This is a genomic window from Bacteroidota bacterium, assembly GCA_013696965.1.
Classification (GTDB): domain Bacteria; phylum Bacteroidota; class Bacteroidia; order JACCXN01; family JACCXN01; genus JACCXN01.
In genome coordinates, this window is record JACCXN010000035.1 from 1 (window position 1) to 26,069 (window position 26,069).

Sequence of the window (26,069 nt, forward strand, 5' to 3'; positions counted from 1 at the left end):
AATACTGAAACATGTTTTGTAAAACCTGTTCTCTGCTTATGCTTGGTTTCATTGGTGGATTTACCGGATTGATTATTTTTTTTTCTGTTGTTGTGTTTTCTGTTCCTAATATTTCTTGTGCTTTCATTAAGGCTTCGCGTTTTGTGGAGTTTTCTTTGTGCAGTATAAAATCAATTACATCAAGGCTTTTACCGTGTGTTTTGCAATTGGAACTAAAACAATACGCTGTATGGGTTTTGTAGTAAACTTGCAGGCTTGGTGTTTTATCTTCGTGGAAGGGACAATTTAACCGTAAGTTCTTATCGGGTTTTAAGCTGTAGTAACTCAATACTGTTGCTAATGTTAGCTTTGCTTTGATTTCTTGTATTTCCATTTTTGTCTTGTTGAAAATCCTGCAATAATATTATTCATTATTTTGAAAGCAAAAATACAATTAACTTTCATATATTTGCAATAGAATTTCAACATAAGCAAAATAACAGTCCAAAACTTTCAAATTATGGTAAATTTGCAGACAACAATAGAACTTTGGAACATGAAGTTTAACGACAAAATCAAAGCCTTACGAAAGGCCTCCAATATGAACCAACAAGAGTTGGCAGATAAAATACATATACACGTTACCCACTTGTCAAAAATGGAAAACGGCCATTTACTGCCCTCTATTGATATTGTGCAACGATTAATGAAAGTGTTTGCCGTAAGTGCCGACAACCTTTTAAACGACAAGGAAAACAGTGTAGTGGAGCTACAGAACCACGAACTAAATGAACAGTTGATGTTGATTAATCAACTTGACGAAGATGAAAAAAATGCACTGGTGAAAATTATAAACTCTATGCTTACAAAAAAACGGATGAAGGATTTATTAGACGGTAAAATAAACTTCTAAATAAATAAATCTCTCTTACTCTTCCAATGTGTTCCGGATCATTGATTGTATGCTTACCAAATCAAAGTTTAAGGATTTCTTTCAGAATGTGAAGGCTCGGTTATAAACCCTTTCCTAAAGCCTGGCCTGTACTTTGTCACGAAGCCCTTACACGCCTTGGCTTCAGCTTAGCCTACTGGGGAAGCTGAAAATGTATTGTTTGTTCGAGTTGTACTTTTACTGGTTTTCCTCTTTGAATACCAGGTAACCAATTATCCATTAGATTAATTATTCGTACAGCTTCTTCATCGAGCAAAGGGTGGACGTTTTGAATCACTTTTACATTTCCTATAGTGCCATCTTCTTCTATTGTGAAACCTAAAAGGACTGTACCTTTAATCCTTTTTTCAAGAGCTTCTGCAGGGTAGGTAAGATTTTTATTTAAATATTCATTTATACCTTCTTTCCCATTTGGGTACATAGGAAATCTATCTACCAAAGAAAATCCTCCTTCAGGAACTTCAAAAAATTTTACTTCCTGGTAATTTTTTTCTTTTATTAATTTCTCTTCAAATTCTTTACTCCCCGTTTGACAAACCCCTAAAAAGGGGAAAAACAAAAAAGCAATTAAAAAATTGGTTATTTTCATTGAACTAATTCTTTTATACCATTTAAAACTAGAATTATACCGAGAATAATAAAACCAAATCCAGAAATAAAACCTCTATAATTACTTGCTCCTATATCTTCACCCTCAGGAATTGGATCTTTAATAACTTTTATTAAAATCCAAAAACCAACTACAAAAGAAATTAATCCACCTAAGAATTTTAACCAAATCATTATTTAGCTTTTTGTTGTAATGTGGTATTTAAAATTGTTATTTTCATTTCGGTGCTTCCAATTAAAATTGTTTTTTCTAAATTGGAAAATGATGTTTTATTAATTGCTCTGGTTGCTCCAAAACCAGTAGCAATTGCACCTAATCCAATTGCTCCTTTTAAATTATTTCCTTCAGAAAAATCAAATGCAGATTGAAATAAACCTCCAGTAGTTGACAATCCTATTCCTAAAGTTAATAAGGCTGCTCCTACTGGTTGTGCACCTGGAACGAAAGATACTCCATATCCAACTAAAGAAGTTGCACTACCAACAGTTCCTAATGCTTCACCGGTAACTGAAGCTGCCCCTTTCATAAAATTAACCTGCCCTTGGTGAATATTCTGCACTACTGGATTACTCATTGTTCTTGCGTGGTCTGACATAGTACCACCATCTACTGTTGCTTCATTCAATCCAAAAGAAACAGGGGTTTTCGTTCCATCAGAATGATAATAATTTTCTAAATCGTGGCCTTTTTCGCCAATATTTTTATAAGTTTCCCCGTCTATATCAATAGTAGCAGCGCTCCCTTCGTTCCATATAGGTTCTGATCCACCTTCACTCTGATACCAATCATCATCAGCACCATTGGGGTCAATTCTTACTATAGGATTGCCTGACATAACAGAATAGTTACTTAAATGATGCTTGTAAACAGGGTCAACATTCCATCTTCTTCCAATCCTTGGGTCATATTCCCAAAACTCTGCGGTATAATGGTTTCCAGAGCCTTTTAACTCGTCTGTTTTCTCGTGTCCGCCCCACCCGTAACACTATTAATTTATTTAATAGTATTCATTAACCTGTTCCACCTTACTTTGTTTACAAAGGATTTGTTTGCATCAAGAGATAACCATACTAAAACAGCTTTTCCAACAATATGATCCTCCGGAACAAATCCCCAAAATCTTGAATCTGCTGAATTGTGTCTGTTATCACCCATCATAAAATAATAATCCAGCTTAAAGGTGTATGAATCTGCTTGTTCTCCATTGATGAATATTTTATCGCCTTGTATGTTTACCTGGTTCCCTTCATAGGTTTCAATGGCTCTGGTATATATTATAATATTCTCAGGAGTAAGGGATATAACAGATCCTTTTTTGGGAATAAACAAGGGCCCAAAATTATCTTCTGTCCAACCAAAAGAAGGGTGATGGGGGATAATAGGCATTGATTTGCGGTAATGTTCATATCCTTTTGGTTTTATATTGGGCAAAACCTGCTTTACGAAATCAAATTGTTCAATTTTTTTGGCGTTTTCATGAGTTAACATTACATCAAAGGCAAAGGGAAAAGCAGGATTGGGATAAATAGGATCAGTGATATCCATTTTTTCAAGTGTTTTTTCACTTAAATAAGTGCCATCGGTAACCACAGTATACGAAAATTGCGAAAAATTGGGTAGATCAGCCTTTTTGCTGTTTATATAAACTATTTGATCAATTATTTCCAGGGTATCGCCTGGAATTCCAATGCATCTTTTTATATAATTTTCACGCTTGTCAACAGGCCTGGAAACAATTTCTAAATCAGGATTGTTCCAAATTACATCCCTTCCATAATCCCTTGCTAACTGGTAATAACTTTGGTTCTGGTGTTGGATAACTACTGTATCCCCATCAGGATAATTAAAAACAACCACATCATTGTTCTTGATTTTTGTAAAAGCAGGCAGGCGGTAATAAGGAAGCTTAATCCATTCCAAATAAGATTTTACACTTTCTGTAAGTGGTAAGGTATGGTGAGCAAAAGGAAAAGATAAGGGTGAATTGGGAAGTTTAGCACCGTAACTTAACTTACTCACAAAAAGATAATCCCCAACCAGCAATGATTTTTCCATGGAAGAGGTAGGGATTGTGAAGGCTTCAATAAAAAATGTACGGATAATGGTGGCTGCGATAACAGCGAAAACAATGGCATCAGCCCACTCCCTTGTTCCTGATTTTTTAAATTTTTTGGCTTCCTCAGGACCTATGAATTGTGTTTCTGGTTTAAAAGCCACATAGGGAATATAAATGGGTCCAAATAATATTCCAAGCATATGCTGGTAAAAACGCAAATAACCAAAACTCTTTAAAAATTCAACAATTAGCCCTATGCCAATTATAAATCCAATAAAAGGAATATAGTATAAAATTAACCACCAAAGGGGTTTTTTAATTATTTTAAGTGCAAGGTAAACACTGTAAACAGGAATAATTACTTTCCATCCGGGTACACCCGCTTTTTCAAAAAATTTATAAAAGCCAACATGAACCAATATAAAATAAACAAGGAAAATAATCAGTAATGATTCAATTGAAATCAGCATTATAGTAGTTTTTAAGGTTAATTAATTTTAAGCACATCGCGCATTGAAAATATTCCGGTTTTTCCTGCTATCCATTCTGAGGCAATAACAGCTCCCAATGCAAATCCTTCCCTACTGTGGGCGGTATGCGTTATTTGAATATCATCTACTTTGGAGGAGTATTTTACAAGGTGCGTTCCCGGTACATTTTCTATTCTGTGCGATTGAATAACAAGGTCAGAGGATTTTTCGGCAGTTTCTTTTTTCCAGCTGCTTTTGCGCTCCAGGTTGTTTATAATATCTTCGGCAAGGGTAATTGCAGTGCCACTGGGAGCATCAAGCTTATGGATATGATGTGTTTCTTCAAGTTCCACATCATATTCAAATTGGTTATTCATCAACTGAGCAAGTTGCTTGTTTAGCTCAAAAAATAAATTAACTCCTACACTGAAATTAGAGGCCCAGAGCATTGCCTGTTTTAATTCCAGACACCTTTTTTTTACCTCTTCTAGGTTGTTTAGCCATCCTGTTGTACCAATTACAACTGGCACATTGGCATCAAAACACTTTTTTATGTTTTCAACTGCACTTTCAGGAGTACTGAATTCAATTGCCACATCTGCTTTTGAAAGATTTTCAGGCGTTAAATCAGCAAGATTTTCAACACCCATCTTAAGCACGATATGGTGTTTTCGTTCAAGGGCAATTCGCTCAATTTCCTTGCCCATTTTACCATATCCAAGTAAGGCGATTTTCATAAATACTGTTGAATTACAGGAGAATTTTTTGATTTAATCGCCCAAAGTTATAATTTAATTCTTAAAGTTAATGCAGCATAACTTCTTTGGGTGTTAAAGCAGGTGTATACATCAGGGCGAAGGTCGAAAGATAGATCATCGCTTACATCAAAAGTGAACAGGTGTGCATCCACAGTGGCATCAATTATTTGAAGTAAATATAAACCTACAGTACCAATAATTAACATGTCCCTTGTTTTTCGGTAATCATCACGTATTATGGCCAGGTCTTGAAGTGAATAATTGTTATTTAATGCATTAACCGGAGGCTTATCCAAAACCCGGTTAATGTATTCCATTCTGTATTCCTTATAAAGCTGTTGGGTTGAATTTACGCCATATCCTAATCCAATTAATCCTCCATAAATTATGGGCAGCTTCCAGTATTTTTTATTGTAAATCTGTCCAAAACCCGGAAGTACCGCAGACATTAGGGCAGCTCTTTTGGGGGAATGAACTGCCAGGGTATCAGCAGATTTCTTTTGATTAATTAAGGTATCGGCAGTAACATCCTGTGCTGAAACATCAGGGGGGCTTAAAAAAAACAAAGCTATTCCTGTAACCAGGAATAGCAAGAAATTCAGCTTTTTAATAAAATTAAATATCAAGTATATCAAATATTCGTTGAAGGTCACCTAAGGATTCGAACTCAAGAACGATTTTCCCTTTCCCTTTAGTATTAATTTTTAGATCTGTCTTTGAATTTAGCATATTGCTCAAATCAAGCATGGCTTTTTGTTGTTCAAAAGATAAGCTTACATTTCCTTTTGCTGGATTGTCTGATTTTTTTTCCAGTTTTTGTCCTGTCGATTTTTTCTCTCCACGTACCAATTCTTCAGATTCTCTAACAGAAAGATCCTCCTGGATTATATGGTTGTAAATATCAATTTGTTTTTTATCGTCTGCTATATTGATCAATGTTTTGGCATGACCCATGGATATTTTTCCATCCCTTATTCCAACCTGAATTTCGGCAGGAAGTTTCAACAGCCTTAAAAAATTGGTAATGGTAGAGCGCTGCTTGCTTACTTTCTTGCTCAAAGCATCCTGGGTAAGGTTACATTCTTCGATAAGCCTTTGGTAACTAATAGCTACTTCAATGGAATCCAGGTTTTCACGTTGAATGTTTTCAACTATTGCCATTTCAAGCATGGCCTGGTCGTTGGCAATTCTTATATAGGCAGGAATTGTTTTTAAGCCGGCAAGTTTTGATGCTCTGAATCTTCTTTCCCCTGAAATAAGCTGGTATTTATCATACCCGAGTTTCCTAACAGTAACAGGTTGAATAATGCCATGTTCAGCAATAGATTCTGAAAGTTCAACAAGGGCTTCCTTTTCAAATTGTGTCCTTGGTTGAAAAGGGTTTGCCTCAATTTGTTCCAAAGGTATGCTGGTTACTGAACCTACAACAGAACCCATTTCTGTTTTGGAATTTGTAATATCTGTTTTGGAATCCTCCAGTAAGGCACTTAAGCCTCGTCCAAGTGCATTTCTTTTATTCGAGCTCATCTGTTTCTATAATTTTTTCTGATTCCTTTAATCGGGTAAGGTCGTTCTTTTGCAATATTTCTCTTGCAAGGTTTAAGTAATTAATTGCTCCTTTACTTGAGGCATCATGCATAATAATGGTTTCTCCAAAACTTGGCGCTTCACCCAATTTAGTATTTCTTTGAATAATAGTGTCAAAAACCATTTGTTGAAAATGGGTTTTCACCTCTTCAACTACCTGGTTGGACAAACGAAGCCTTACATCATACATGGTAAGAAGTATTCCTTCAATTTCCAATTCAGGATTCAGTCTGCTCTGAACAATTTTTATGGTGTTTAGTAATTTTCCTAATCCCTCAAGGGCAAAGTATTCACACTGCACAGGAATAATTACTGAATCGGCTGCGGTTAAAGCATTTAGAGTTATTAAACCAAGAGATGGAGAGCAATCAATAATGATAAAATCATATTCACTTTTCAAATTACCTAAAGCAGCACGCATCATTTTTTCGCGATTTGGCAAATTAACCATTTCAATTTCCGCACCCACAAGGTCAATGTGAGCAGGTAATAGAAAAAGGTTTGGTGTTTCTGTACTCAGGATAATATCTCTGGGATCAGTGTCATTTACAATGCATTCATACACGCTGGTTTTAATGTTTTTAGGATCAAAACCCACTCCCGAAGTTGCATTGGCTTGAGGATCAGCATCTATTAACAGAGTCTTGTATTCTAAAACAGCAAGACATGCAGCCAGATTAATTGCTGAAGTTGTTTTTCCAACACCACCTTTTTGATTGGCAATTGCGATTATTTTACCCATTTATATTCTTGTATTTATATTTTTATTGTTTCTCCAATTTCCATAAGCAGAAGTTTCTTCCCTGCTTGCTCAAACTTTGTTACTGCACTTTCTTTATCAATTTTTATATAACCAAAAGTATCGTAATGCATACCTATAATGGTGTTGCATTTAATAAACTCCGAAGCAATAATTGCATTTTCTATGCTCATTGTAAAATTATCACCGATTGGTAGCATGGCAAAATTAATTTTCCTGTAGTCTCCAATTAGTTTCATATCAAGCATTAAAGCCGTATCGCCCGAGTAATAAAAATCCCCTTCAGATGTTTCAAGCAAAAAGCCCATAGCGCTTCCTCCATAACTTCCATCAGGCATACTGCTTGAATGTTGAGCGGCTACACATTTTACCTTTCCAAAATCAAACATCCATTTTCCACCTATATTCATGGGATGTGTTTTTTCAACTCCTTGTTTATTTAGCCATACGGTTATTTCGTAATTACTCACTATTGTGGCTCCTGTAATTTGAGCAAGTTTCACAGCATCAGCTATATGGTCCTCATGGCCATGCGAAATCAAGATATAATCAGCCTTAACTTTATTTATATCAATGTTTTTTGCAAATTCATTTGGTGTAATAAATGGATCAAATACAAGGTGTTTGCCGTTAATTTCTGCGCCAAAGCAAGAATGTCCGTAATAGGTAATATCCATTTTATTTGCTTCTAATATAATCTCTTTGTTAATTTTGCCTTTTAAAATGAATGGTCCAACTTAATTGGAATTAAGAAGAGAATTACATTACTAACAACTGTAAAAGTACAACTTATTATAAGATAATGTACTAAATTACAGCCCATAGTTTTAAACAAAAATTTGTTAATTAAACGTTGAAAACATCAATGATTACAATAATTTCAGCTACTAACAGGCCAGGCAATTCAACAAAAATATTTGCTGATAAGTTTTTTCAGTTAATTAAGCAAAGGGGGGTAGAGGCACAAATGTTTTCCCTGGAAGAAATTCCCGATGACTTTGGGCTTAAAAATATTTACGATTATAACCATCCCGGACTTTCCCGTTTGGTTGAAAAATATATAATTCCTGCAAATAAGCTTCTTGTTGTAGTTCCTGAGTATAATGCCGGAATTCCTGGAGTGCTTAAGGTATTCATTGATGCAGTAAAGCCAGAATTTTTTGCCGGCAAAACTGCTGCTTTGGTGGGCATTTCCTCCGGCAGGTCCGGAAATATAAGGGGAATAGACCAGTTAACCAATATATTCCATTATATAAATATGCAGGTTCTTCCTTATAAGCTCCCTATTTCAAGAATTGAAGAGTTACTAAATGAAAAAAGAGAGCTGGTTGATGAGTTTACAATTAAAGGAATGAAGCAATTGCTCGATCAGTTTTTGGAATAGTTGAAAAAGAATTTAGTTTTTTCTGAAATCAAAGACACTGGTAACCTTAATCTTTTTTAACCTTAATAGGAAAATAGCTCCGGCATCCCTATAACCTAATTACCTTCTGACCTCTTTATTGTTCTATATTATTGTTGTTGTGGAGCACCTATTAATGCATTGAAATACCTAGATAAGATATAAAAAAAAGGAGTAGAAAAACTAGTTTCTACTCCTTTTAATTTCCAATTTCTCAAAAGATTTTTTTAAAAGAGGCACATTTTTTGGCCTTTCATTTTATTATAATAAAGATCTATTTATCAAGGTCTTCGAAGTCAACATTGGTGAAATCTGTGTCCGTTTTTGTATCCTCTGAGCTTCTCTCGGGTCTGGTATAGGAAGTTCTTTCTGAATCATCAGTTTCTTCTGCTGGTTCACCTTGTAGTGTTTTTATTTTATCGATTGCCTCATTAAGTCCTTCTGAAAATTTTTCAAAATCTTCTTTATATAGAAACAATTTATGTTTTTCATAGTGAAACTTTCCATCATCACTAAATCTTTTTTTACTCTCAGTAACTGTTAGATAGTAATCATTTCCTTTTGTTGCCTTTACATCAAAAAAATAAGTTCTTTTACCCGCTCTAACTGCTTTTGAAAAAATTTCTGTCCTTTCATTATTTTCTGATCCATCCATCGCTATAACAAATTAATGATTTAAGTTTAGTTAAAATACAAATTTTTAATTGAAACAAAAATATAAAAATTATATAAAAAAAAACATTTTTTTATATTTAATGCCAAAATCCCTAGTTTTTGAGTTCCTCAAGCAGCTGCTTCTGGTAAAGTTCAAAATAGGTACCCTTCTCCTGAATTAATGCCTGATGATTTCCTTCCTCAATAATTCGGCCATCCTCAAGTACTATGATTTTATCTGCATGCTTTACAGTGGAAACCCTATGGCTAACTATTATACATGATTTTTCCCTGATAATGTCCTTTAGGTTATTTAGAATTTTTTCCTCAGTTTCAGTATCCACTGCCGAAAAGCAATCATCGAAAATAAGAATGGAAGGTTTTTTAATAATTGCCCTGGCAATTGATACCCTTTGTTTTTGACCCCCTGATAAGGTTATTCCTCTTTCCCCAAGCAAAGTGTTAAATCCTTTTGGAAATGCCATAATATTATCATAAATAACTGCACTTTTTGCAGCATTTTCTATTAATTCCATATCGGAATCATCCACCCTTTCTCCAAATGCTATATTGTTTGCAATTGTATCAGAAAATAAAAATACATCCTGGGGAACATAACCAATACTGCTTCGTAAAGAATTTAAATTTATTTTTTTTATGGGTTTTTCATCTATCAATAGTTCGCCTTCTGTTACATCATACAAACGGGTAATCAGATTTGCCATTGTTGATTTTCCCGATCCTGTTTTTCCTACAATGGCAATTGTTTGACCTGGTAAAATAGACAGTGAAATATTTTTTAACACAAAAGGCGTTGATTGGGAAAAGCGAAAACTTACATTATTAAATTCTATTTTTCCCTTTATACTTATAGGTGGAACATCAGGAGCTGAAATATCGGAGCTTGTATGGAGAAATTCATTGATTCTTTGTTGTGATGCTGCAGCCCTTTGTATAATGGATGTTACCCATCCTACCGCAGCAACGGGCCAGGTTAAGAGGTTTACATAAACAATGAATTCAGCAATATTGCCTATGGAAATATTACCTGCTATTGCTTCCATTCCCCCTATAAATACAGTGAGCAAGGTACTTAATCCAATTAAAAGCATCATAAATGGGAAAAAAAGAGCGTTTGTTTTTACCAGCCCCATTGATTTTTCCTTGTATATTTCACTTTCCCTGTCAAATTCATTGGCTGAAAATGCTTCCCTGTTATATGCTTTTAAAACCCTTATGCCCGAGAATGCTTCCTGTGTGAATGTGGATAAGCGGCTTAACTGGCGCTGAACTGCTTCACTCTTTTTATTGATTACAGAACTTACAAAATAAATGGCAAAGGATAGAAAAGGCAATGGAAGCAGAACATAAAAAGTTAATTTAGGGTTTACAGTTAGCATTGCCGTAATTACAAGAACAAAAAGGGTGATTAAATTAATGGAATACATAATTGCAGGACCAAAATACATTCTCACCCTGCTTACATCCTCACTTATGCGATTCATTAAATCTCCGGTGTTGTTTTTTTTATAAAAGGACAAACTCAGATTCTGGTAATGGTTGAAAATTTCATTTTTCAAGTCGTATTCAATATGCCTTGACATAACAATGAGTGTTTGACGCATTAAAAATAAAAACACTCCGCGAAAAATAGCCAGACTAATATAGAGCATGCCCAGGAAAAAAGCTGTTTTTGCAAAGAAATCTATTAGGGAACTTTGCAGTGCAAAGCCCTCAAACATTATAAATACATCATACGTTTCTTTTACAAGATCAAAGGTATGCCTTATTACCTGGGGAGCATAAACAGCGAATAAATTGGAAATTATTACAAACAGGGTTCCGAATAAAAATCTGAACCGGTATTTGAGAAAGTATTTATTCAGGTATTTTAATGATTTCACAACAATAAATATTTTGATGCAAATTTCCACAAATTTTGTGGCATTTAAAAAATAATATAACTTTGCCACATTATTTAAAACCCTCTAATTACAGGATAAGCCACAATAACGAATCCTAAGACTATATTAAATAACCTAAACAAAAAATATTTATGTCCTTAATACAAGAAATTAACCAGCCTTCAATAATTGATAATCCAGTTATTCAGCGTATGTCACTTCATGACCATGAACAGGTTATTTTCTGTCAGGACCAGGCAACTGGTTTAAAAGCTATTATTGCCATTCACAATACTGTACTAGGGCCTGCTTTAGGTGGTACACGTATGTGGAATTACGAAAATGAAACTGCTGCGCTTAATGATGTTCTTAGGTTATCAAGAGGTATGACTTATAAAGCATCTATCACAGGATTAAACCTTGGAGGTGGTAAAGCTGTAATTATTGGTGATTCAAGAAAAGATAAATCAGAGGCCTTAATGCGCAGGTTTGGAAAATTCGTTAACAGCCTTGGAGGAAAGTATATTACGGCTGAGGATGTTGGAATAAGCACAAGAGATATGGAGTACGTGAATATGGAAACTGATCACGTTTCAGGCCTTCCTGAATCTATGGGTGGAAGTGGTGATCCATCTCCTGTTACTGCTTATGGTGTGTATATGGGTATGAAAGCAGCTGCTCAGGAAAAGTGGGGATCAGACAGTCTTGCAGGTAAAAAAGTTACTGTTCAAGGAATTGGACATGTTGGTGAAAGCCTTGTTGAATATCTTTCCAAAGAAAATGCAAAAGTATATGTTTGTGATATTTACAAGGATAGCCTGCAAAAAGTTGTGAAGCAATTTAATGCTGAAGTTGTTCATGTGGAAGAATTTTATGACATGGAAATGGATATTTATGCTCCTTGTGCTTTAGGCGCAACCATTAACAACGATACCCTTAACCGCTTGAAATGTTCCATTATAGCAGGTGCAGCAAATAACCAGCTTGCCGATGAAAAAATTCATGGGGAAATGGTGATGAAAAAAGGCATTTTATATGCTCCTGATTTTCTTATCAATGCAGGTGGACTGATAAATGTGTATTCAGAACTTGAAGGGTATAACCGCGAAAGATCAATGGCAAGGGCAGAAAATATTTATCACACTACTCTTGAAATTTTCAAAATGTCAAAATTTGAAAATATTCCAACTTATCAGGCTGCTAATAGATTGGCAGAGCAGAGAATAGAATCAATGGGAAAAGTAAAGCTTTCTTTTTAATTTTATAACAAAGCATATTTTTTTTATAAATTTTTCATTATAGTTCTTAATTAATGTTGAGTAGAAGACAGTTACGGAGCAAATGCTTGCAGGCTTTATATGCCTATTTTCAATCAGATAATACAAATATTGCCACCGGGGAAAAGGAACTTATACACAGCATTGATAAAGTTTATGATTTATACCTCTACCAGCTTTCTTTATTAATGGAAGTGGTTGCTTTTGCTGATTTGAAATTGCAGGATGCCAAACAAAAAAGACTTCCTACACCTGAGAACCTAAATCCAAATACAAAATTTGTTGACAATAAACTTATTGCTAAGCTTAAAATAAACCGACAACTTCAGCAGGCCCTTGCTAAAAACAAAATAAGTTGGACTCATGAAAAGGAGTATGTGGAAAATTTATTCCAGGAGATAAAAAAATCCCCTGAATATGATTTATACATTAACTCTGGAGAAAATTCTTTTGATGAAGATAAAAATTTCATTATTAAGGCCTTTAAAAAACACATTGCTGAATCAGAACTTGTAGAGCAATATTTTGAGGAAAAAAGTATTTACTGGTCCGATGATATTGAACTGGTTGATAGCATGGTTGTAAAAACCTTTAAATCCTTCAGCGAATCCAGTGATGAATTCCATCCTGTTTTAAAATTGTATAATGATGAGGAGGAGGATAAAGAATACGTACTTCAATTATTCAGAAAAGCCATTATTCACAGTGGCGAATATGAAAAAATAATTGCTGAGAAAACCCAGAATTGGGAAGTAGAGCGGATTGCGCTTATGGATATTTTAATTATGAAAATGGCCATTTGTGAACTGTTGAATTTTTCCTCCATACCGGTAAAGGTGACATTAAATGAATACATCGATATCTCTAAAAGGTTCAGCACGCCAAAAAGCAAGGTTTTTGTTAATGGTATTCTTGATAAATTAATTGCTGATTTTAAAGCAATGAATAAAATAATAAAAACAGGAAGAGGTTTATTAGAATAAAGTTAATAGTGCAAAAATAATTAAACATGAACCATTTAAGAGCTAAAATAGTAGCAATATGCCTTGGGGCATTATTTATTGTTTCCTGTGAGCAGGATAAAACTTCCGGAGATCAAAAAATCACTACCGATCTTATTAATATTCCGGTAAATGCCAATGGAATAACCGATACCATAAACGTTCCTTCTTTTAATTTTGAAAGTACAGCCTATGATTTTGGCGTTATTACCCAGGGAGAGAAAATTTCTTTTTCTTATAAATTTATTAACTCGGGGAAAACCAACCTGATAATTACCTCTGCAAAAGGCAGCTGTGGTTGTACTGTTCCTGAATATCCTAAAAAACCAATTCCTCCAAATGGGGAAGGCAAAATTGAAGTGGTTTTTGACAGTGATGGAAAATCCGGGAAACAAAACAAAACTGTTACATTGCTTGCAAATACCTATCCAGCCACAACTGTATTAAATTTAACAGGTGAAATTATTGCTCCAAATGTTGGAATTAATAAATAAATAAATAAATAAATTAAATCTCTAAAATAAAACAACTCAAATGACAAATTTAGTAAGCATATTATTGATGAATCAGGAAGAAGGCGGAGGATTTATGTCTTTATTGCCATTAGTGCTAATTGTAATCGTATTTTATTTTTTTATGATCAGGCCTCAGTTGAAAAAAGCAAAGGATCAGAAAAAATTCAGAGAAGCTATTAAAAAAGGCGATAAAGTAATTACCATTGGTGGTATTCATGCTAAAATTGTTGATGTACATGAAACAACCTTTACAATTGAAGTTGAAGGTGGTACTAAAATGAAAATAGAGAAAAGTGCTGTTTCTATGGATGCTGCCTCTATTATGGGACAGAAATAGAATTTAATAATTTTTAAGGTTTTGAATTGTTGCTATCAACGGAACAATCCAAGCTTTATTTTTTTAAATTATGCTGCCATAACACTATCATCTAAAATTTATTGTTATTATTACATAGATAGTTCGTTCCCTGTTAATATCCAAAACCAGAATCAATTTGAATGTAAGCCTTTTAAAACTTATTAAAAGCCTAAAGGGCGGTGAAAAGCTGAAAATCAATAGACGATTTTCGGCTTTTCTTATTTGTTTGATTGTGGCTGCTGTTTTTTGGTTTCTAATGGCATTGTCTAAAAATTACAATGCTTTGATCAGCTTACCAGTGGTTTATCAAAACCTTCCTGAAAATAAAATAATAACCAGCAGATTGCCCAAAACCATTTCAATCGAATTAAATGCCCTGGGATTTCACCTTCTTGGATATCAACTCAAGTTTTACAGTGATACTGTTTTTGTTGATGTTGAAAATTTAAGCTTAAAGGAAACAGAAGGAAATTATGAAGCCAAACTTAGTACCAGCTCCAAACTCCACCGCATTTCCCGGCAGTTTTCCCAGGAAATAAGAGTAAACAGAATACTGCCTGATACTATTTACTTTACTTTTGGCGATAAAAAATCGAAAGAAGTACCTATAAACTTAAATAAAATTATAAGTTTTGAAAAACAATACCGGCTTAGAGACCGCATAATTTTTTCACCTGCCAGCATTAAAATAACCGGGCTTGATAAACTTGTTGATGGTGTTGAGTTTTTCGACACGGATTCGCTTATACTTTATCAATTGAACCAAACCCTTACAATACAGTTACCCTTAAAAATTCCTGAAGGTTATTCTTCACTTGAATTTTCTGCCAAATCGGTTAATGTTACAATTCCTGTTGAAAAATACACCGAAGCATCTGTGGAAATTCCAATAGAAATGGTTAATCTTCCCAATGATATGGCTATAAAAATTTTCCCTGAAAAAGTGAAGATCAGTTATGTTGTGGGTTTTGGTGATTTTGATAAGGTAAATTCCCAAATGTTCAGCGCACAGGTGGATTATTTAAAAAGAGATAATACAAACAGACTTGCAGTAGAAATAAGCAGGCATCCGGATTTTGTCCAGGTACTCAAAAAACAGCCCTTAAAGGTTGAATATCTTATTTTGAAAAAATGATAAAGCTTGGTATTACTGGCGGAATTGGTAGCGGAAAAACCCTGGTTTGTTCAGTTTTCCATCATTTGGGAATCCCTTTTTACAATGCCGATTTAGAAGCTAAACGTCTTGTGAATTCAAATAAAGAAATTTCGGATTTTATAAAAAAAGAATTCGGAAAGGATCTTTTTACAACCCAGGGTTTAGACAGAAAAAAACTTGCTGAATTAATTTTCAACAATCCCTCGGCACTTTCAGCACTCAATGCAAAGGTACATCCTGAAGTGAAAAAAGACTTTGAGCTTTGGGTGCAAAAACAAAATCAAGCCCCTTATGTAATTAAAGAAGCAGCAATATTATTTGAATCTGGCGCATACAAGCACGTGGATAAAATAATTACTGTAGTAGCCCCAGAAAACATAAGAATAGAAAGAGCAATAAAAAGGGATAATGTAACTGAAAGCGAAGTGAGAAAGAGAATGTCTTTCCAGAGTTCTGATGAATTTAAAGTGCAGAAATCCGATTTTGTTATTTCCAATGATGGTGTTTCTTTACTACTTCCCCAAATCATTCGCATTCATGAAAATATGCTGAGTTTGCCCTAAGCACTGGTTAAAAATTAAACTTGTTATTCAGATTAAAATTAACTAATTTTAATTTCAATGGAATTCCAATAAAAAATTACAAACTTAGTTTACATTTGTATAAAAACAGGAGAAATCGGTATTAAAGGTTTAGCATAAATCACCGGCATTATCTCAGATTAAAATAAAAACCATGAAAAAGAAAATCGTTTTAGGCCTTTTGGGTCTTTTTGTATTGTTAATTGGAATAACAGTTTCCCTGCCTTTTATTTTCAAGGATAAAATAATTGCAAAAATAAAAACTGAGGCAAATAAAAACCTCAAAGCTAAAGTTGATTTCAGTAAAGTTGAGCTAACCCTTATAAGCAGTTTTCCCAATTTCACGCTGGATCTGTATGATTTTAGTCTTATTGGGCTTGATGAATTTGAAAACGATACACTCGCTTCAATTAAAACCCTTGGAATTACTATTGATATAATGAGTATCATAAAAGGCGATCAAATTAAAATCGTTTCTTTTTTAATGGATCAACCCTCCATTTTAGCTAAAGTTCTGGCTGATGGAAAAGCAAACTGGGATATAGCCCTTGAGGATTCCACAACTCCAGTTGAATCAGAAGATCCTACAGAGTTTAAAGCTTCTTTAAATAGTTATGAAATAATCAATGGAAAAATTGTTTACGATGACATCCCTGGTAATATGTATGCCGAATTAATTGGATTTAACCATAAGGGAAGCGGTGATTTTACCCAGGATAATTTTATTTTGGAAACCATCACTAACATTGATCAACTTACATACAAATCAGATGGGGTAAAAATGTTAAACAAGGTTAAAACTACTTTTAAAGCCGATCTTGATATGGATATGAAGAACATGAAATTCACATTCAAAGAAAATGAAGTTCAGCTAAACGAGTTGTTTATGGGCTTTGACGGATGGGTTTCCATGCCAACAGATGATATTGACATGGATATTACATTTTTTGCTAAAAAGACTGAATTTAAAAATATTCTTTCTCTTGTTCCTGCCGTTTATTCCAATGATTTTGCTTCGGTTAAAACATCAGGAACACTTTCCCTGGATGGTTTTGTGAAAGGAAAATACAATGAAACTACTATGCCTGGATTTGGAACAAAATTGCTTGTTGAAAATGCCATGTTTCAATATCCTGATCTTCCTAAAGCAGTTACTAACATTAATATTAATCTAGTGGTTGATAATAAAACCGGGGTTCCTGATCATACTATCGTTAACTTAAAACGATTTTATATGGAAATGGCTGAAAATCCTTTTGAAATGAAAATGCTTGTAACCACTCCTGTTTCAGATGCCAATATTGATGGTGTAATTAAAGGAAAGGTACTTCTTAGCAGTATAAAAGATATTGTGCCTTTAGAGCAGGGCGAAAGCATGAATGGTACAATTGTGGCCGATATTACCATGAAAGGACGAATGTCTTCAATAGAAAAAGAGCAATATGACCAGTTTAACCTTGCCGGAACATTAATGGCAGTTGACATGGAATATAAAAGCAACGATACACCTTATGATGTTTTTATCAATAAAGCTTATCTTAATTTCTCTCCAAAATTTGTTGAACTTTCCACTTTTGAATCAAAAATTGGCAAGAGCGATATTAATGCAAGTGGTAAGATTACGCATTTCATTGAATACATGTTCAAAGATGAAACCCTGGATGGTGTATTTGCGATGAATTCCAGATTAATGGATCTTAATGAATTTATGGCAGAGAGTGAAACACCCACAGCTTCCCAACCAACAAAAACCCCAACAGAGCAAGTACCAATGAGTGTTATTGAAGTGCCTGGTAATATTAATTTTTTGTTTACTGCTGCAATTTCTAAAATGCTATACGATAATATGGAAATGGAAAATGTAACTGGTTCTATTAAGATAGCAGATAAGATGGTGGATATGAATAACCTGCGCATGAATATGCTGGGTGGAGCAATGGTAGTGAATGGAAGTTATGAAACAAAAGACCTTACTAAACCAGGTATTGCATTCTCCCTTGATATTCAAAATTTTGACATTCAAAAAACTGTTCTGACTTTTAATACTGTTGAAAAACTTGCCCCGGTTGCTAAAAACAGCCACGGTAAATTTTCAACCAGCATGACTGTAAAAGGTATACTAGACGATAAAATGGAACCTGTACTGAATACACTTAATGGCGGTGGTAAACTATCTACAGGAAATGTGGTTGTTACCAATTTTGAGCCCATAAGTAAAATGGCTGATGCCCTGAAAATGGAGCAGTATAAGAAATTAGCCCTCAATGATGTTAATCTTTCCTTTGAATTTAAAGAGGGAAAGGTTGTAGTGGAACCCTTTGATATTAAAATAGGGAATACAAATGCAAGGGTAGGAGGGAGCACCGGTTTTGACCAAACCATTAATTATACATGGAATCTTGATGTGCCTCGCTCTGAATTTGGTGGGGCTGCAAATACTGCTTTAGCCGGACTTGTTTCCCAGGCAAAAGCTAAAGGAGCAAATGTTGATTTAGGCGACAGGATAAAAGTTGATGTGCTTGTTGGTGGAACTGTAACTGCTCCTACAATTAAAGTTGGATTAAAAGATATGGCAGATAATCTTGCTTCAGGTTTAAAAGATAAAGCAAAAGAAGAATTGGATAAGAAAAAAGCAGAACTTGAAGCCAAAGCACGTGAAGAGGCTGATAAACTTAAAAAGAACGCCCAAGACAAGGTAAATGCAGAAACCGACAAAGCCAAAGCAGCTGCCCAGGCAGAAGCAGACAAGGCTAAAACAGAGGCGGAAGCAAAAGTTAAAGCAGAGGCTGATAAAATTAAAGCAGAGGCTGATCGTAAAAAACAGGAAGCTGAAGACAAAGCCAAGGAGGAAGCAAAAAAGAAACTGAAAGGTTTAATTAAACCTTAAATTAATTAGGGAGCAATAATTTTTAAATTCCCTGAATAATTAAATTTGTTTTTCAAACAAAAGAGCCTGCAGGTTAAATTGCAGGCTCTTTTTTATAAAACTATTTTTACTTTTTATTTCAAGCTTCAACAGTCAAAGGTGCTGTTATAGTCAGTGCTTTATGTTTTATTCTATCAATAACTTTCCTGTTGCAATAACATTGCCAGAACCACCGTAGGTTTTTTGAAAAGTTGTCTGTGCATTGATTCTCAAGCCAACAAAGGCGAGCAAAATTGTCAAGAGTAGTTTTGTTTTCATCTTATTTTATTTTTAATTCTTGTCGTTGTCAAAATGTGACTAATTGTCTGCCGAGAAATTGTCTGCCTGTCTTTTTTAGCATTGGCTATAACTAGTTAAATTTTCAACTTCCCTTCCTGGGGTTGAAAATCTCGGCCATCATACAGCGGGCGCTGCCTCCTCCATACTTTTCTATATGGCTGATGTCGGCATAAAATATGGTTGCTTGGGCTTCAATTTTATTTATTTGATCAACAGTCAATGATTCATAACCTTGTTTGGACATTACCAGCAAAGGTTTTCCTGTTGTGGTTTTTAATTCCAACATATTTCCTGCAAAATTCAGCATTTGTTTAAGGCTAATTTCAACAATTGTTTTTCCTGTGGCAAGTAAAGAATTAAGTAAATTTTCCTTTTCCTTTTCATTTGAAATAGATTCAAGGCAGGCAATAGCAATTTTTTCACCCACTGCCATTAAAACATTTGTATGGTAAATGGGAACATCATTTTGATCAAAAGCCTGGAAACAAATTGAAGTATAGCCCAAATGCGCACAAAATAATTCGAGTACCTCCGGACTGGTCCGTGTTGAAAGGCAGGCATAAACTATTTTATTTTGCCTATCAAGAATCATACTCCCCGTTCCCTCTAAGTATTTATCTTGCTTTTCAAAATAACTGAGATCGATGATTTCTGAAATTTCAAAACCATATTCAGATTCAAGTGCGCTAATGATTTGTGTTTTTCTTTCCAGCCGCCTGTTATGGGCTTCCATTGGATAAAGAACAATTCTTCCATCTTCATGAAAAGTAATCCAGTTATTTGGAAATATTGAATCCGGTGTGTAAGGCGAAGGGGTATCATTAAAAGTGATGACTTCCATACCTGATTTTTTTAATCCCTCCACAAAATCATCGAACTCCTGCAATGCTTTTTCCTGAATTGTTTTTGCCCCTTGTGGCTCGGGAGCAACCTGGAAAGCATTTGTTAACGCAGTTTGTTCATTGTAACCAAAGTTTAGCGGGCGTATCATTAATACAGTAGATGTTGTCTGTCTTTGAAATCCCTTATCCTTTAATTCCTGCTTACCTTTGTAATTCATTTTCTATTGTTAAAATCGTGTTTTTCATTGGAGTTCATCTGATTCAGGCCCGTTCAAGGTATTTTTTTATGCAATGCAAGGAACCTGAATTTTCAATAAAAGGATGAAAATCCCCAAGCGAAATTACTTTAAAACCTAAATCTTTCCATATTTTTTTATTGTAATCATCTGTTTTTTTTAATTCTTTCCAATTACCATAACCATAGGTGGGAAGCCAAACCGTTTTAATTTCATAATTAATTATTTCAACAAGTGCATTGTTGCTGGTTGCAAAGTACCAGGTTCTTAACTTTTCTTTTTCATCATCAAAATAAATCAAGGGCAGGGGATTACGAATTACTTCAAACCCGGCTTTTATAAGGTTATTTGCAATGTTATCAAATAGCTCTGTCATGGCATAAGAAAGAACGGGTAAATTTATTAATTCTGAAGCCAGTTTTGGATCCCCAACTAATATTCTGTACTTTCCATTTTCTGATCTTCCCGCGAGTGTTAAAAACATATCTATATGGAAAATTGGCTGAACAGTTCCTCCTTCATTTTTCCGGTAATAATATTGTTTCCACCGCTCACCTTTATACTCAAAGTCACTTTCCTTGCTGGATGGAACCGGAAGTGTACAGCCAACATAAATTATCTTTCGGGTTCTATCTAAATACTTCTTGTATAAACGTGTTATAAGTTTCGATTTGGATTCTCCTTTTTTAGAAATAACCATACTACTTATGTATTTCAGGGATATTATAGGATGATCAGCTCCTATTAAAAAAAAATCATCTCCCACAAGAATGTTTCCTCCCTCAAAATACAATGGAATCTGGGTTCTTCCCCATTTAAGGTCCTTTGCAACAAAGTCAGCAATAAAACCATCCTCCCAACGTGGAAAAGAATGAGGTTCTATAAAATAACTTTTATTGCTTACAGCGTCCTTAACAATGGCGTAGGCATCCTCAGCCCAAATAGTGAAATTTATGTAATCCGGAAATTCAATTAATCTAACTTGCTTGCCCATTTTTTTTTCTAGCATCCAGGCATTTAAAAACGCATGACAACCGTTTTGGGCAAGGATAATAATTTCTGTATGTTCCGGAAGTTTTTGAAATAACTCACTATAAACTGCCCAGTGTGGATTATCATCTCCTTCAATAATATAGTAGGGTATTGTGAAAAGTATTTTTTTGATTTTTCCCTCTGCACTGCTAACCAAGCTTGGGTGCTTGGGTTTTTTATCCAGATATTCATCTAAAAACAACAAGGAAAAAGCTCTTTTTTCCAATGATTTTTCAGAAACGTCATGCCAGGTGTGTGAAACAACGGCATCAACATCTTTGAAATGGCGTATTTTTAGTGGTAGTTCCTCCATTTTTGTGTAATCAAGTTTTATAAACCTTAATTTACGAAAATACCAGAGGATAAAAAAGTGTTTAAAAACAAACAAGCTGCATTTGTCTTGCAGCTTGTCTGGAAGGATAAAAAAATAATTTTCGGGGTTCATCTAGCCCCCTTTAAACATAAAATTAGTAAATGGCGGGAAACTTTAAAGGGTTAACTTCACTCATCAAAGCATAAACAATATCAAAAACATCGTCAATACCAGGTTTTGAAAAATAATCACCATCTGTACCATAAGCAGGCCTGTGATTTTTTGCTGTTAAGGTTCTTGGTGCTGAATCCAAAAATTTATAAGCCTCTTGTTTCTCTAAAATTTGTTGAAGAATAAAACCAGAGGCCCCACCTTCTACATCCTCATCCAATATTACAAGCCTGTTTGTTTTTTTAACCGATTCCACCAGGGATTGAGATATATCAAAAGGCAACAAGGTTTGTACATCAATTACCTCTACTGATATTCCTGATTCTAAAAGGTTTTTAGCCGCATCCAGTGCAATTCTGCAACATGAACCATAAGTAACCAGGGTAACATCCGATCCTTCATTTAATACCTCGGGAACTCCAAGGGGAATTTTAAACTCACCAAAATTAGCAGGCTTATTTTCTTTTAACCTGTATCCATTAAGTGGTTCAATAACAATTGCAGGATCATCTCCTTGTAAAAGTGTGTTGTAAAATCCTGCTGCCTGAGTCATGTTTCTTGGTACACAAACATAAATTCCTCTTAGTGCGCCAACAATCATTCCCATAGGAGAGCCGGAATGCCAAATGCCTTCCAGGCGATGTCCTCTGGTACGAATAATTAAAGGAGCTTTTTGTCCTCCCTTTGTTCTGTATTGAAGTGTGGCTAAATCATCACTTAATATTTGCAATGCATACAAAAGGTAGTCAAGGTATTGAATTTCTGCTATTGGGCGCAAACCACGCATGGCCATTCCTATACCCTGCCCAATAATAGTCGCTTCTCGTATTCCTGTATCAGAAACCCTTATTTCACCATACTTTGCCTGTAGTCCCTCTAATCCTTGATTAACACCTCCAATTTTACCTGCATCTTCACCAAAAATAAGCACTTCAGGATATTTTGTCAATATAGAGTCAAAGTTATCACGAAGAATTTCTCTTCCATCTACTTGTTCCGATTCATTGTATTCAACTTTCAGCGCTTTTACTTTTAAGGCAGAAGTTCCCGATTCGCTATACAAACAGGAGTTGTAGCGTTCATAGCAGTCCTGGTTTGCCTTTTTAAGCCAATGATTTAAATTAGCTCTATTGGAATTTGCGGATTCCTCCCGTGTTAATCGGAGCACCTTTCTTACTGCTGAAAATATATCTTTTCTGGAAGGATCAATACTTGATGCCAGCTCTTTTTTAATTTGTGAAATTGTATCCCCTTTTGAACTGGAGGTAATAATTTGTTCAAGTAAGCCATTTACCTCCGTAACTTCATTTTTTATTGGTTCCAGGTAAGCCTGCCATGCTGCATTTTTAGCCTCTCTTACAACTTTTCTTGCTTCTGATTCTAGGGAGTCCAGAATTTGGGGTGTTGCAATGGACTGTTCAATCATCCATTCGCGCATTTTTTTAATGCAATCGTATTCAGCCTCCCATTGGAGTCTTTCTTTTGATTTGTATCTTTCGTGTGAACCGGAAGTAGAATGGCCCTGTGGTTGTGTTACTTCCTCCACATGGATTAATACAGGAACATGTTCATTCCTGCAAACATCTATGGCTTCCTCATAAGTATTAATTAAATCAGCATAATTCCATGCCTTTACTTTGAAAATTTCATATCCGTTGGTTCCTTGTTCACGCTGAAACCCCGATAGTATACCTGAAATGCTTTCTTTTGTAGTTTGGTATTTTTTAGGCACAGAAATTCCATGGCCATCATCCCAGACAGAGATAGCCATAGGCACTTGCAAAACACCAGCTGCATTAAATGTTTCCCAAAACAAGCCCTCCGAAGTGCTGGCATCACCAATGGTACCGAAAGCAACTTCATTTCCTCCTGTAGTAAATTTGCTGAAATCCTTAAGATCCTTGTTATTCCTGTATACCTTTGATGCCTGAGCCAGCCCTAATAACCGTGGCATTTGGCCAGCGGTAGGAGAAATATCGGCAGATGAATTTTTCATTTTTGAAATTTCTTTCCAACTACCATCTGCATTAAGACTTCTGGTGGCATAATGTCCATTCATTTGTCTTCCGCCTGAGGCCGGTTCTGCTTCAATATCCGTATGTGCATAAAGTTGAGCAAAAAACTGTTGAAGAGTTAATTCTCCAATGGCCATCATAAAGGTTTGATCGCGGTAATAACCAGAGCGAAAATCACCATTTTTGAATTGTTTTGCCATAGCAATTTGAGGAATTTCCTTGCCATCTCCGAATATTCCAAATTTTGCCTTTCCTGTAAGCACTTCCTTTCTTCCCATTAAACTAGCTTCACGACTTTCTATGGCTATCCTATAATCATTCAATATTATTTGTTGTAATTCCTCTCTTGAGAATTCTTTTACATCTGCTACGCTTTCTGTTGCTTTAGTTGTGGCCATATAAAATAAAAGTATCTGTTATTTGCTTAATTTGCGAAGATACTAATTTATCAACTTTTTTTAAAAAAAAATTTCCCCCTCAATATAGGTTCATGCCTTAGGCCTGCATAAGTGATTATTTACAGATTGTTCAAAAGAACAATAATGGATATTTAATTTTTTTTTTGTTTTTTTTATTAGATGGTTTTTTGAAGAGCATTATTTTAATGTTTTTCTGTAAGTGTAATTAAAATTTAGGGGTTATATACTCGGCTAAATGTTATAGGGCGTTTTCTATTTTTTTTTCGTTTAATCGTCCGTTTTTTCAAGAGCCTGTATGAATGATAAACAGTTAAATTTTCAATTCTCTCTTTAGTTAAAACTCTATATAATATTCTGTATAATCCTACAATTATTTCTCTTATATTTTTATCGTTTAATTCTGGAACAATTCGACCTGCTTTAGGAAATTCTTCCAAAGTTCTTGCTGCTTCGAAAAAATCAGGGATCTGGATTTGAGCGTAATTTTCCGAATCCTTAGCTATGAGCAATGTTTTCGATGTCTTCGATAGATTGAATTGTCCAATTACTTCAACCATTTCTTCAATCGAGTTTTTGCTTCAGAAGTTGTTAATGTTTCACCTTTTCGACTTTGTTCTATACCAATTTCTACTTTTTGAAGTAGAATAATACGCTCAATGACTTCTTCAGCGGAGAATGTGTCAGGTAAATCTTTTATTGTCTGTAAAACTTTTTTCTTGTCTAGTATAGCACAAAATTTAATTCCTACGCTGGGCGGGGTATGGGTATAATCCTGCTTTTCCTTGAAGGTTTTCTAGATTTTTTCAGGATTTCACTATTTTCTGGTAATGCACCTGCATATCGTTTATTTTCAAGGAAACCCAATAAATTCCAGCAGGAAGGTCTTTTCCACCCTCCCACCTGAGTTTGCTTTTCTGAGGTTGGAGTTTGCCCTCATTAAAATCTTTTATCAAATTTCCCGACATATTAAAGATCTTTACCTCCACCCTTGCCGGCAGAAAAACTCCGTATTCAATCTCAATTGAATCATAAAAAGGGTTAGGAGAAACGCGATAGATCATTCCTTTTTCAAGGTGAGGGTTTCCCATTCCTGTTGAGCCGCTGCCATCGACCACTATGTCCCAGGTTCCTTCATATTTACCATTTCCGTTCAATGTAATAGGAATAATCCTGTGGGTGGCATCATAGGTTCCGCTGCTGAGAGAAGCTGCCGCATCTTCGGAAATATCAGAATCGCCCTGAAAATACAATTGGGTTGTTAAGGTCGGGTGGCCAGAAGGCGTTATTTTAAAATGGATATGACGGGGACGGTATTTTGCACCGTTCAGGTATTTTCCGGGAAGTATGGTTTCAAACAAATAAAAACCCTGAGCATTTGAATAAACAACTCCCCTAAGATCAAAACTGGAGTTATAATATTGCCCTGAGTCATTTGCCTGCCAGATGTCTATTTTGGCATTGGCTATTGTTTGGGAACAATCAAGAGTTCTTACCACACCACTGATTACGAGCCTGGTTCCAGCTTCAGTGGCAGAAGCCAGTTGGCCATCTGTTAAAACTGGCGCATTGTTCAGGTAAAAGGGGCCCTGTCCGTAATAATCTAATGTGGAAGGATTGCAATTTAGCGGTTTATAAGGCCTGAAATCTGGTTTGGACAGTACAATTCCCGGAAATAAAGTGGCCGATAAAGTGGCTAGTGTGGAATTTCGTAAAAAATTCCTTCGGCTGTTTTCTTTGTTATTTTCCATAGCAGTATTTATTTTAATGTTTTAAAAGATTTGTTTTAATACACTTCTTCCTTTAGGGATGTGGTGAA

Annotated in this window: 25 protein-coding genes and 1 pseudogene; 9 read left to right on the top strand and 17 right to left on the bottom strand. The window is 35.0% G+C overall.

Annotated elements, in window-relative coordinates; all coding sequences use genetic code 11:
• Positions 1-373, bottom strand: a 373-nt coding sequence (locus tag H0V01_05565; GenBank protein ID MBA2582840.1) for a hypothetical protein, incomplete at its 3' end; no start/stop codon positions are given.
• A 162-nt stretch (positions 374-535) separates the two neighbouring features.
• Between H0V01_05565 and H0V01_05570 the strand changes: the two genes are divergently transcribed.
• On the top strand, positions 536-892 hold the full coding sequence (locus H0V01_05570; protein MBA2582841.1) for a helix-turn-helix transcriptional regulator: 357 nt from the start codon (positions 536-538) through the stop codon (positions 890-892).
• 172 nt (positions 893-1,064) lie between these two features.
• On the opposite strand, the gene H0V01_05575 is transcribed toward H0V01_05570, so the two are convergent.
• The 9 genes from H0V01_05575 to H0V01_05615 all read right to left on the bottom strand — a co-directional run bounded on the left by H0V01_05575 (position 1,065) and on the right by H0V01_05615 (position 7,849).
• Positions 1,065-1,520 (bottom strand): energy transducer TonB, encoded by a 456-nt coding sequence (locus H0V01_05575; GenBank protein ID MBA2582842.1) that lies wholly within the window; start codon positions 1,518-1,520, stop codon positions 1,065-1,067.
• Positions 1,517-1,714 carry a hypothetical protein gene (locus H0V01_05580; GenBank protein ID MBA2582843.1) on the bottom strand — a complete coding sequence of 66 codons (198 nt, stop codon included), beginning with the start codon at positions 1,712-1,714 and terminating at the stop codon, positions 1,517-1,519. Before H0V01_05580 ends, H0V01_05575 begins: the two co-directional genes overlap by 4 nt.
• Complete coding sequence (locus H0V01_05585; GenBank protein ID MBA2582844.1) at positions 1,714-2,376, bottom strand: hypothetical protein; 663 nt, start codon at positions 2,374-2,376, stop codon at positions 1,714-1,716. Before H0V01_05585 ends, H0V01_05580 begins: the two co-directional genes overlap by 1 nt.
• A 158-nt stretch (positions 2,377-2,534) precedes the next feature.
• The gene (gene lepB, locus H0V01_05590) at positions 2,535-4,067 is read right to left on the bottom strand and encodes a signal peptidase I (GenBank protein MBA2582845.1); all 1,533 of its coding nucleotides are present in this window, start codon (positions 4,065-4,067) and stop codon (positions 2,535-2,537) included.
• 17 nt (positions 4,068-4,084) lie between these two features.
• The gene (gene dapB, locus H0V01_05595) at positions 4,085-4,804 is read right to left on the bottom strand and encodes a 4-hydroxy-tetrahydrodipicolinate reductase (protein ID MBA2582846.1); all 720 of its coding nucleotides are present in this window, start codon (positions 4,802-4,804) and stop codon (positions 4,085-4,087) included.
• A 47-nt stretch (positions 4,805-4,851) separates the two neighbouring features.
• Entirely contained in the window at positions 4,852-5,418 is a 567-nt protein-coding gene (locus H0V01_05600) for a hypothetical protein (protein ID MBA2582847.1), read from the bottom strand.
• Positions 5,419-5,440: 22 nt separating this feature from the next.
• Entirely contained in the window at positions 5,441-6,352 is a 912-nt protein-coding gene (locus tag H0V01_05605) for a ParB/RepB/Spo0J family partition protein (protein ID MBA2582848.1), read from the bottom strand.
• On the bottom strand, positions 6,339-7,154 hold the full coding sequence (locus tag H0V01_05610; GenBank protein ID MBA2582849.1) for a ParA family protein: 816 nt from the start codon (positions 7,152-7,154) through the stop codon (positions 6,339-6,341). Before H0V01_05610 ends, H0V01_05605 begins: the two co-directional genes overlap by 14 nt.
• A 14-nt stretch (positions 7,155-7,168) precedes the next feature.
• Positions 7,169-7,849 carry a metal-dependent hydrolase gene (locus H0V01_05615; protein MBA2582850.1) on the bottom strand — a complete coding sequence of 227 codons (681 nt, stop codon included), beginning with the start codon at positions 7,847-7,849 and terminating at the stop codon, positions 7,169-7,171.
• 188 nt (positions 7,850-8,037) lie between these two features.
• Here H0V01_05615 and H0V01_05620 point away from each other — a divergent pair, with 188 nt between their 5' ends.
• Entirely contained in the window at positions 8,038-8,556 is a 519-nt protein-coding gene (locus H0V01_05620) for an NAD(P)H-dependent oxidoreductase (protein ID MBA2582851.1), read from the top strand.
• 292 nt (positions 8,557-8,848) lie between these two features.
• On the opposite strand, the gene H0V01_05625 is transcribed toward H0V01_05620, so the two are convergent.
• Positions 8,849-9,229, bottom strand: coding sequence for a PUR family DNA/RNA-binding protein (locus tag H0V01_05625; protein MBA2582852.1), 381 nt, complete (start codon positions 9,227-9,229; stop codon positions 8,849-8,851).
• A gap of 112 nt (positions 9,230-9,341) precedes the next feature.
• A complete protein-coding gene (locus tag H0V01_05630) occupies positions 9,342-11,132 on the bottom strand; it encodes an ABC transporter ATP-binding protein (protein MBA2582853.1) in 1,791 nt (596 codons plus the stop codon).
• A gap of 152 nt (positions 11,133-11,284) precedes the next feature.
• Here H0V01_05630 and H0V01_05635 point away from each other — a divergent pair, with 152 nt between their 5' ends.
• From H0V01_05635 to H0V01_05665, 7 genes are all read left to right on the top strand, one after another.
• Complete coding sequence (locus H0V01_05635) at positions 11,285-12,391, top strand: Glu/Leu/Phe/Val dehydrogenase (protein ID MBA2582854.1); 1,107 nt, start codon at positions 11,285-11,287, stop codon at positions 12,389-12,391.
• A gap of 53 nt (positions 12,392-12,444) precedes the next feature.
• Positions 12,445-13,392, top strand: coding sequence for a transcription antitermination factor NusB (nusB, locus tag H0V01_05640; protein MBA2582855.1), 948 nt, complete (start codon positions 12,445-12,447; stop codon positions 13,390-13,392).
• A gap of 26 nt (positions 13,393-13,418) precedes the next feature.
• Complete coding sequence (locus H0V01_05645) at positions 13,419-13,904, top strand: DUF1573 domain-containing protein (GenBank protein ID MBA2582856.1); 486 nt, start codon at positions 13,419-13,421, stop codon at positions 13,902-13,904.
• 40 nt (positions 13,905-13,944) lie between these two features.
• Positions 13,945-14,262, top strand: a complete 318-nt coding sequence (gene yajC, locus H0V01_05650) for a preprotein translocase subunit YajC (GenBank protein ID MBA2582857.1) — start codon at positions 13,945-13,947, stop codon at positions 14,260-14,262.
• Positions 14,263-14,419: 157 nt separating this feature from the next.
• A complete protein-coding gene (locus tag H0V01_05655) occupies positions 14,420-15,418 on the top strand; it encodes a YbbR-like domain-containing protein (protein MBA2582858.1) in 999 nt (332 codons plus the stop codon).
• On the top strand, positions 15,415-16,002 hold the full coding sequence (locus H0V01_05660) for a dephospho-CoA kinase (protein ID MBA2582859.1): 588 nt from the start codon (positions 15,415-15,417) through the stop codon (positions 16,000-16,002). The genes H0V01_05655 and H0V01_05660 overlap by 4 nt, the downstream gene beginning before the upstream one ends.
• A 172-nt stretch (positions 16,003-16,174) precedes the next feature.
• Positions 16,175-18,907, top strand: a complete 2,733-nt coding sequence (locus H0V01_05665; GenBank protein MBA2582860.1) for an AsmA family protein — start codon at positions 16,175-16,177, stop codon at positions 18,905-18,907.
• 400 nt (positions 18,908-19,307) lie between these two features.
• Here H0V01_05665 and H0V01_05670 read toward each other — a convergent pair whose 3' ends face one another.
• From H0V01_05670 to H0V01_05690, 5 genes and pseudogenes are all read right to left on the bottom strand, one after another.
• Positions 19,308-20,285, bottom strand: coding sequence for an amidinotransferase (locus H0V01_05670; GenBank protein ID MBA2582861.1), 978 nt, complete (start codon positions 20,283-20,285; stop codon positions 19,308-19,310).
• Between the two features lie 43 nt (positions 20,286-20,328).
• Positions 20,329-21,780 carry a hypothetical protein gene (locus H0V01_05675; GenBank protein ID MBA2582862.1) on the bottom strand — a complete coding sequence of 484 codons (1,452 nt, stop codon included), beginning with the start codon at positions 21,778-21,780 and terminating at the stop codon, positions 20,329-20,331.
• 22 nt (positions 21,781-21,802) lie between these two features.
• The gene (locus tag H0V01_05680) at positions 21,803-24,232 is read right to left on the bottom strand and encodes a transketolase (GenBank protein MBA2582863.1); all 2,430 of its coding nucleotides are present in this window, start codon (positions 24,230-24,232) and stop codon (positions 21,803-21,805) included.
• Positions 24,233-24,465: 233 nt separating this feature from the next.
• A pseudogene (locus H0V01_05685) lies at positions 24,466-24,790 on the bottom strand (type II toxin-antitoxin system RelE/ParE family toxin).
• Positions 24,791-25,056: 266 nt separating this feature from the next.
• Positions 25,057-26,001, bottom strand: coding sequence for a T9SS type A sorting domain-containing protein (locus tag H0V01_05690; protein MBA2582864.1), 945 nt, complete (start codon positions 25,999-26,001; stop codon positions 25,057-25,059).
• Positions 26,002-26,069: the final 68 nt, after the last annotated feature.

Coding starts and splice junctions, on each gene's coding strand:
- H0V01_05570 (MBA2582841.1), top strand. CDS start 536: ATGAAGTTTAACGACAAAATCAAAGCCTTACGAAAGGCCTCCAATATG.
- H0V01_05575 (MBA2582842.1), bottom strand. CDS start 1,520: ATGAAAATAACCAATTTTTTAATTGCTTTTTTGTTTTTCCCCTTTTTA.
- H0V01_05580 (MBA2582843.1), bottom strand. CDS start 1,714: ATGATTTGGTTAAAATTCTTAGGTGGATTAATTTCTTTTGTAGTTGGT.
- H0V01_05585 (MBA2582844.1), bottom strand. CDS start 2,376: ATGTCAGGCAATCCTATAGTAAGAATTGACCCCAATGGTGCTGATGAT.
- lepB (MBA2582845.1), bottom strand. CDS start 4,067: ATGCTGATTTCAATTGAATCATTACTGATTATTTTCCTTGTTTATTTT.
- dapB (MBA2582846.1), bottom strand. CDS start 4,804: ATGAAAATCGCCTTACTTGGATATGGTAAAATGGGCAAGGAAATTGAG.
- H0V01_05605 (MBA2582848.1), bottom strand. CDS start 6,352: ATGAGCTCGAATAAAAGAAATGCACTTGGACGAGGCTTAAGTGCCTTA.
- H0V01_05610 (MBA2582849.1), bottom strand. CDS start 7,154: ATGGGTAAAATAATCGCAATTGCCAATCAAAAAGGTGGTGTTGGAAAA.
- H0V01_05615 (MBA2582850.1), bottom strand. CDS start 7,849: ATGGATATTACCTATTACGGACATTCTTGCTTTGGCGCAGAAATTAAC.
- H0V01_05620 (MBA2582851.1), top strand. CDS start 8,038: ATGATTACAATAATTTCAGCTACTAACAGGCCAGGCAATTCAACAAAA.
- H0V01_05625 (MBA2582852.1), bottom strand. CDS start 9,229: ATGGATGGATCAGAAAATAATGAAAGGACAGAAATTTTTTCAAAAGCA.
- H0V01_05635 (MBA2582854.1), top strand. CDS start 11,285: ATGTCCTTAATACAAGAAATTAACCAGCCTTCAATAATTGATAATCCA.
- nusB (MBA2582855.1), top strand. CDS start 12,445: ATGTTGAGTAGAAGACAGTTACGGAGCAAATGCTTGCAGGCTTTATAT.
- H0V01_05645 (MBA2582856.1), top strand. CDS start 13,419: ATGAACCATTTAAGAGCTAAAATAGTAGCAATATGCCTTGGGGCATTA.
- yajC (MBA2582857.1), top strand. CDS start 13,945: ATGACAAATTTAGTAAGCATATTATTGATGAATCAGGAAGAAGGCGGA.
- H0V01_05660 (MBA2582859.1), top strand. CDS start 15,415: ATGATAAAGCTTGGTATTACTGGCGGAATTGGTAGCGGAAAAACCCTG.
- H0V01_05665 (MBA2582860.1), top strand. CDS start 16,175: ATGAAAAAGAAAATCGTTTTAGGCCTTTTGGGTCTTTTTGTATTGTTA.
- H0V01_05670 (MBA2582861.1), bottom strand. CDS start 20,285: ATGAATTACAAAGGTAAGCAGGAATTAAAGGATAAGGGATTTCAAAGA.
- H0V01_05675 (MBA2582862.1), bottom strand. CDS start 21,780: ATGAACCCCGAAAATTATTTTTTTATCCTTCCAGACAAGCTGCAAGAC.
- H0V01_05680 (MBA2582863.1), bottom strand. CDS start 24,232: ATGGCCACAACTAAAGCAACAGAAAGCGTAGCAGATGTAAAAGAATTC.
- H0V01_05690 (MBA2582864.1), bottom strand. CDS start 26,001: ATGGAAAATAACAAAGAAAACAGCCGAAGGAATTTTTTACGAAATTCC.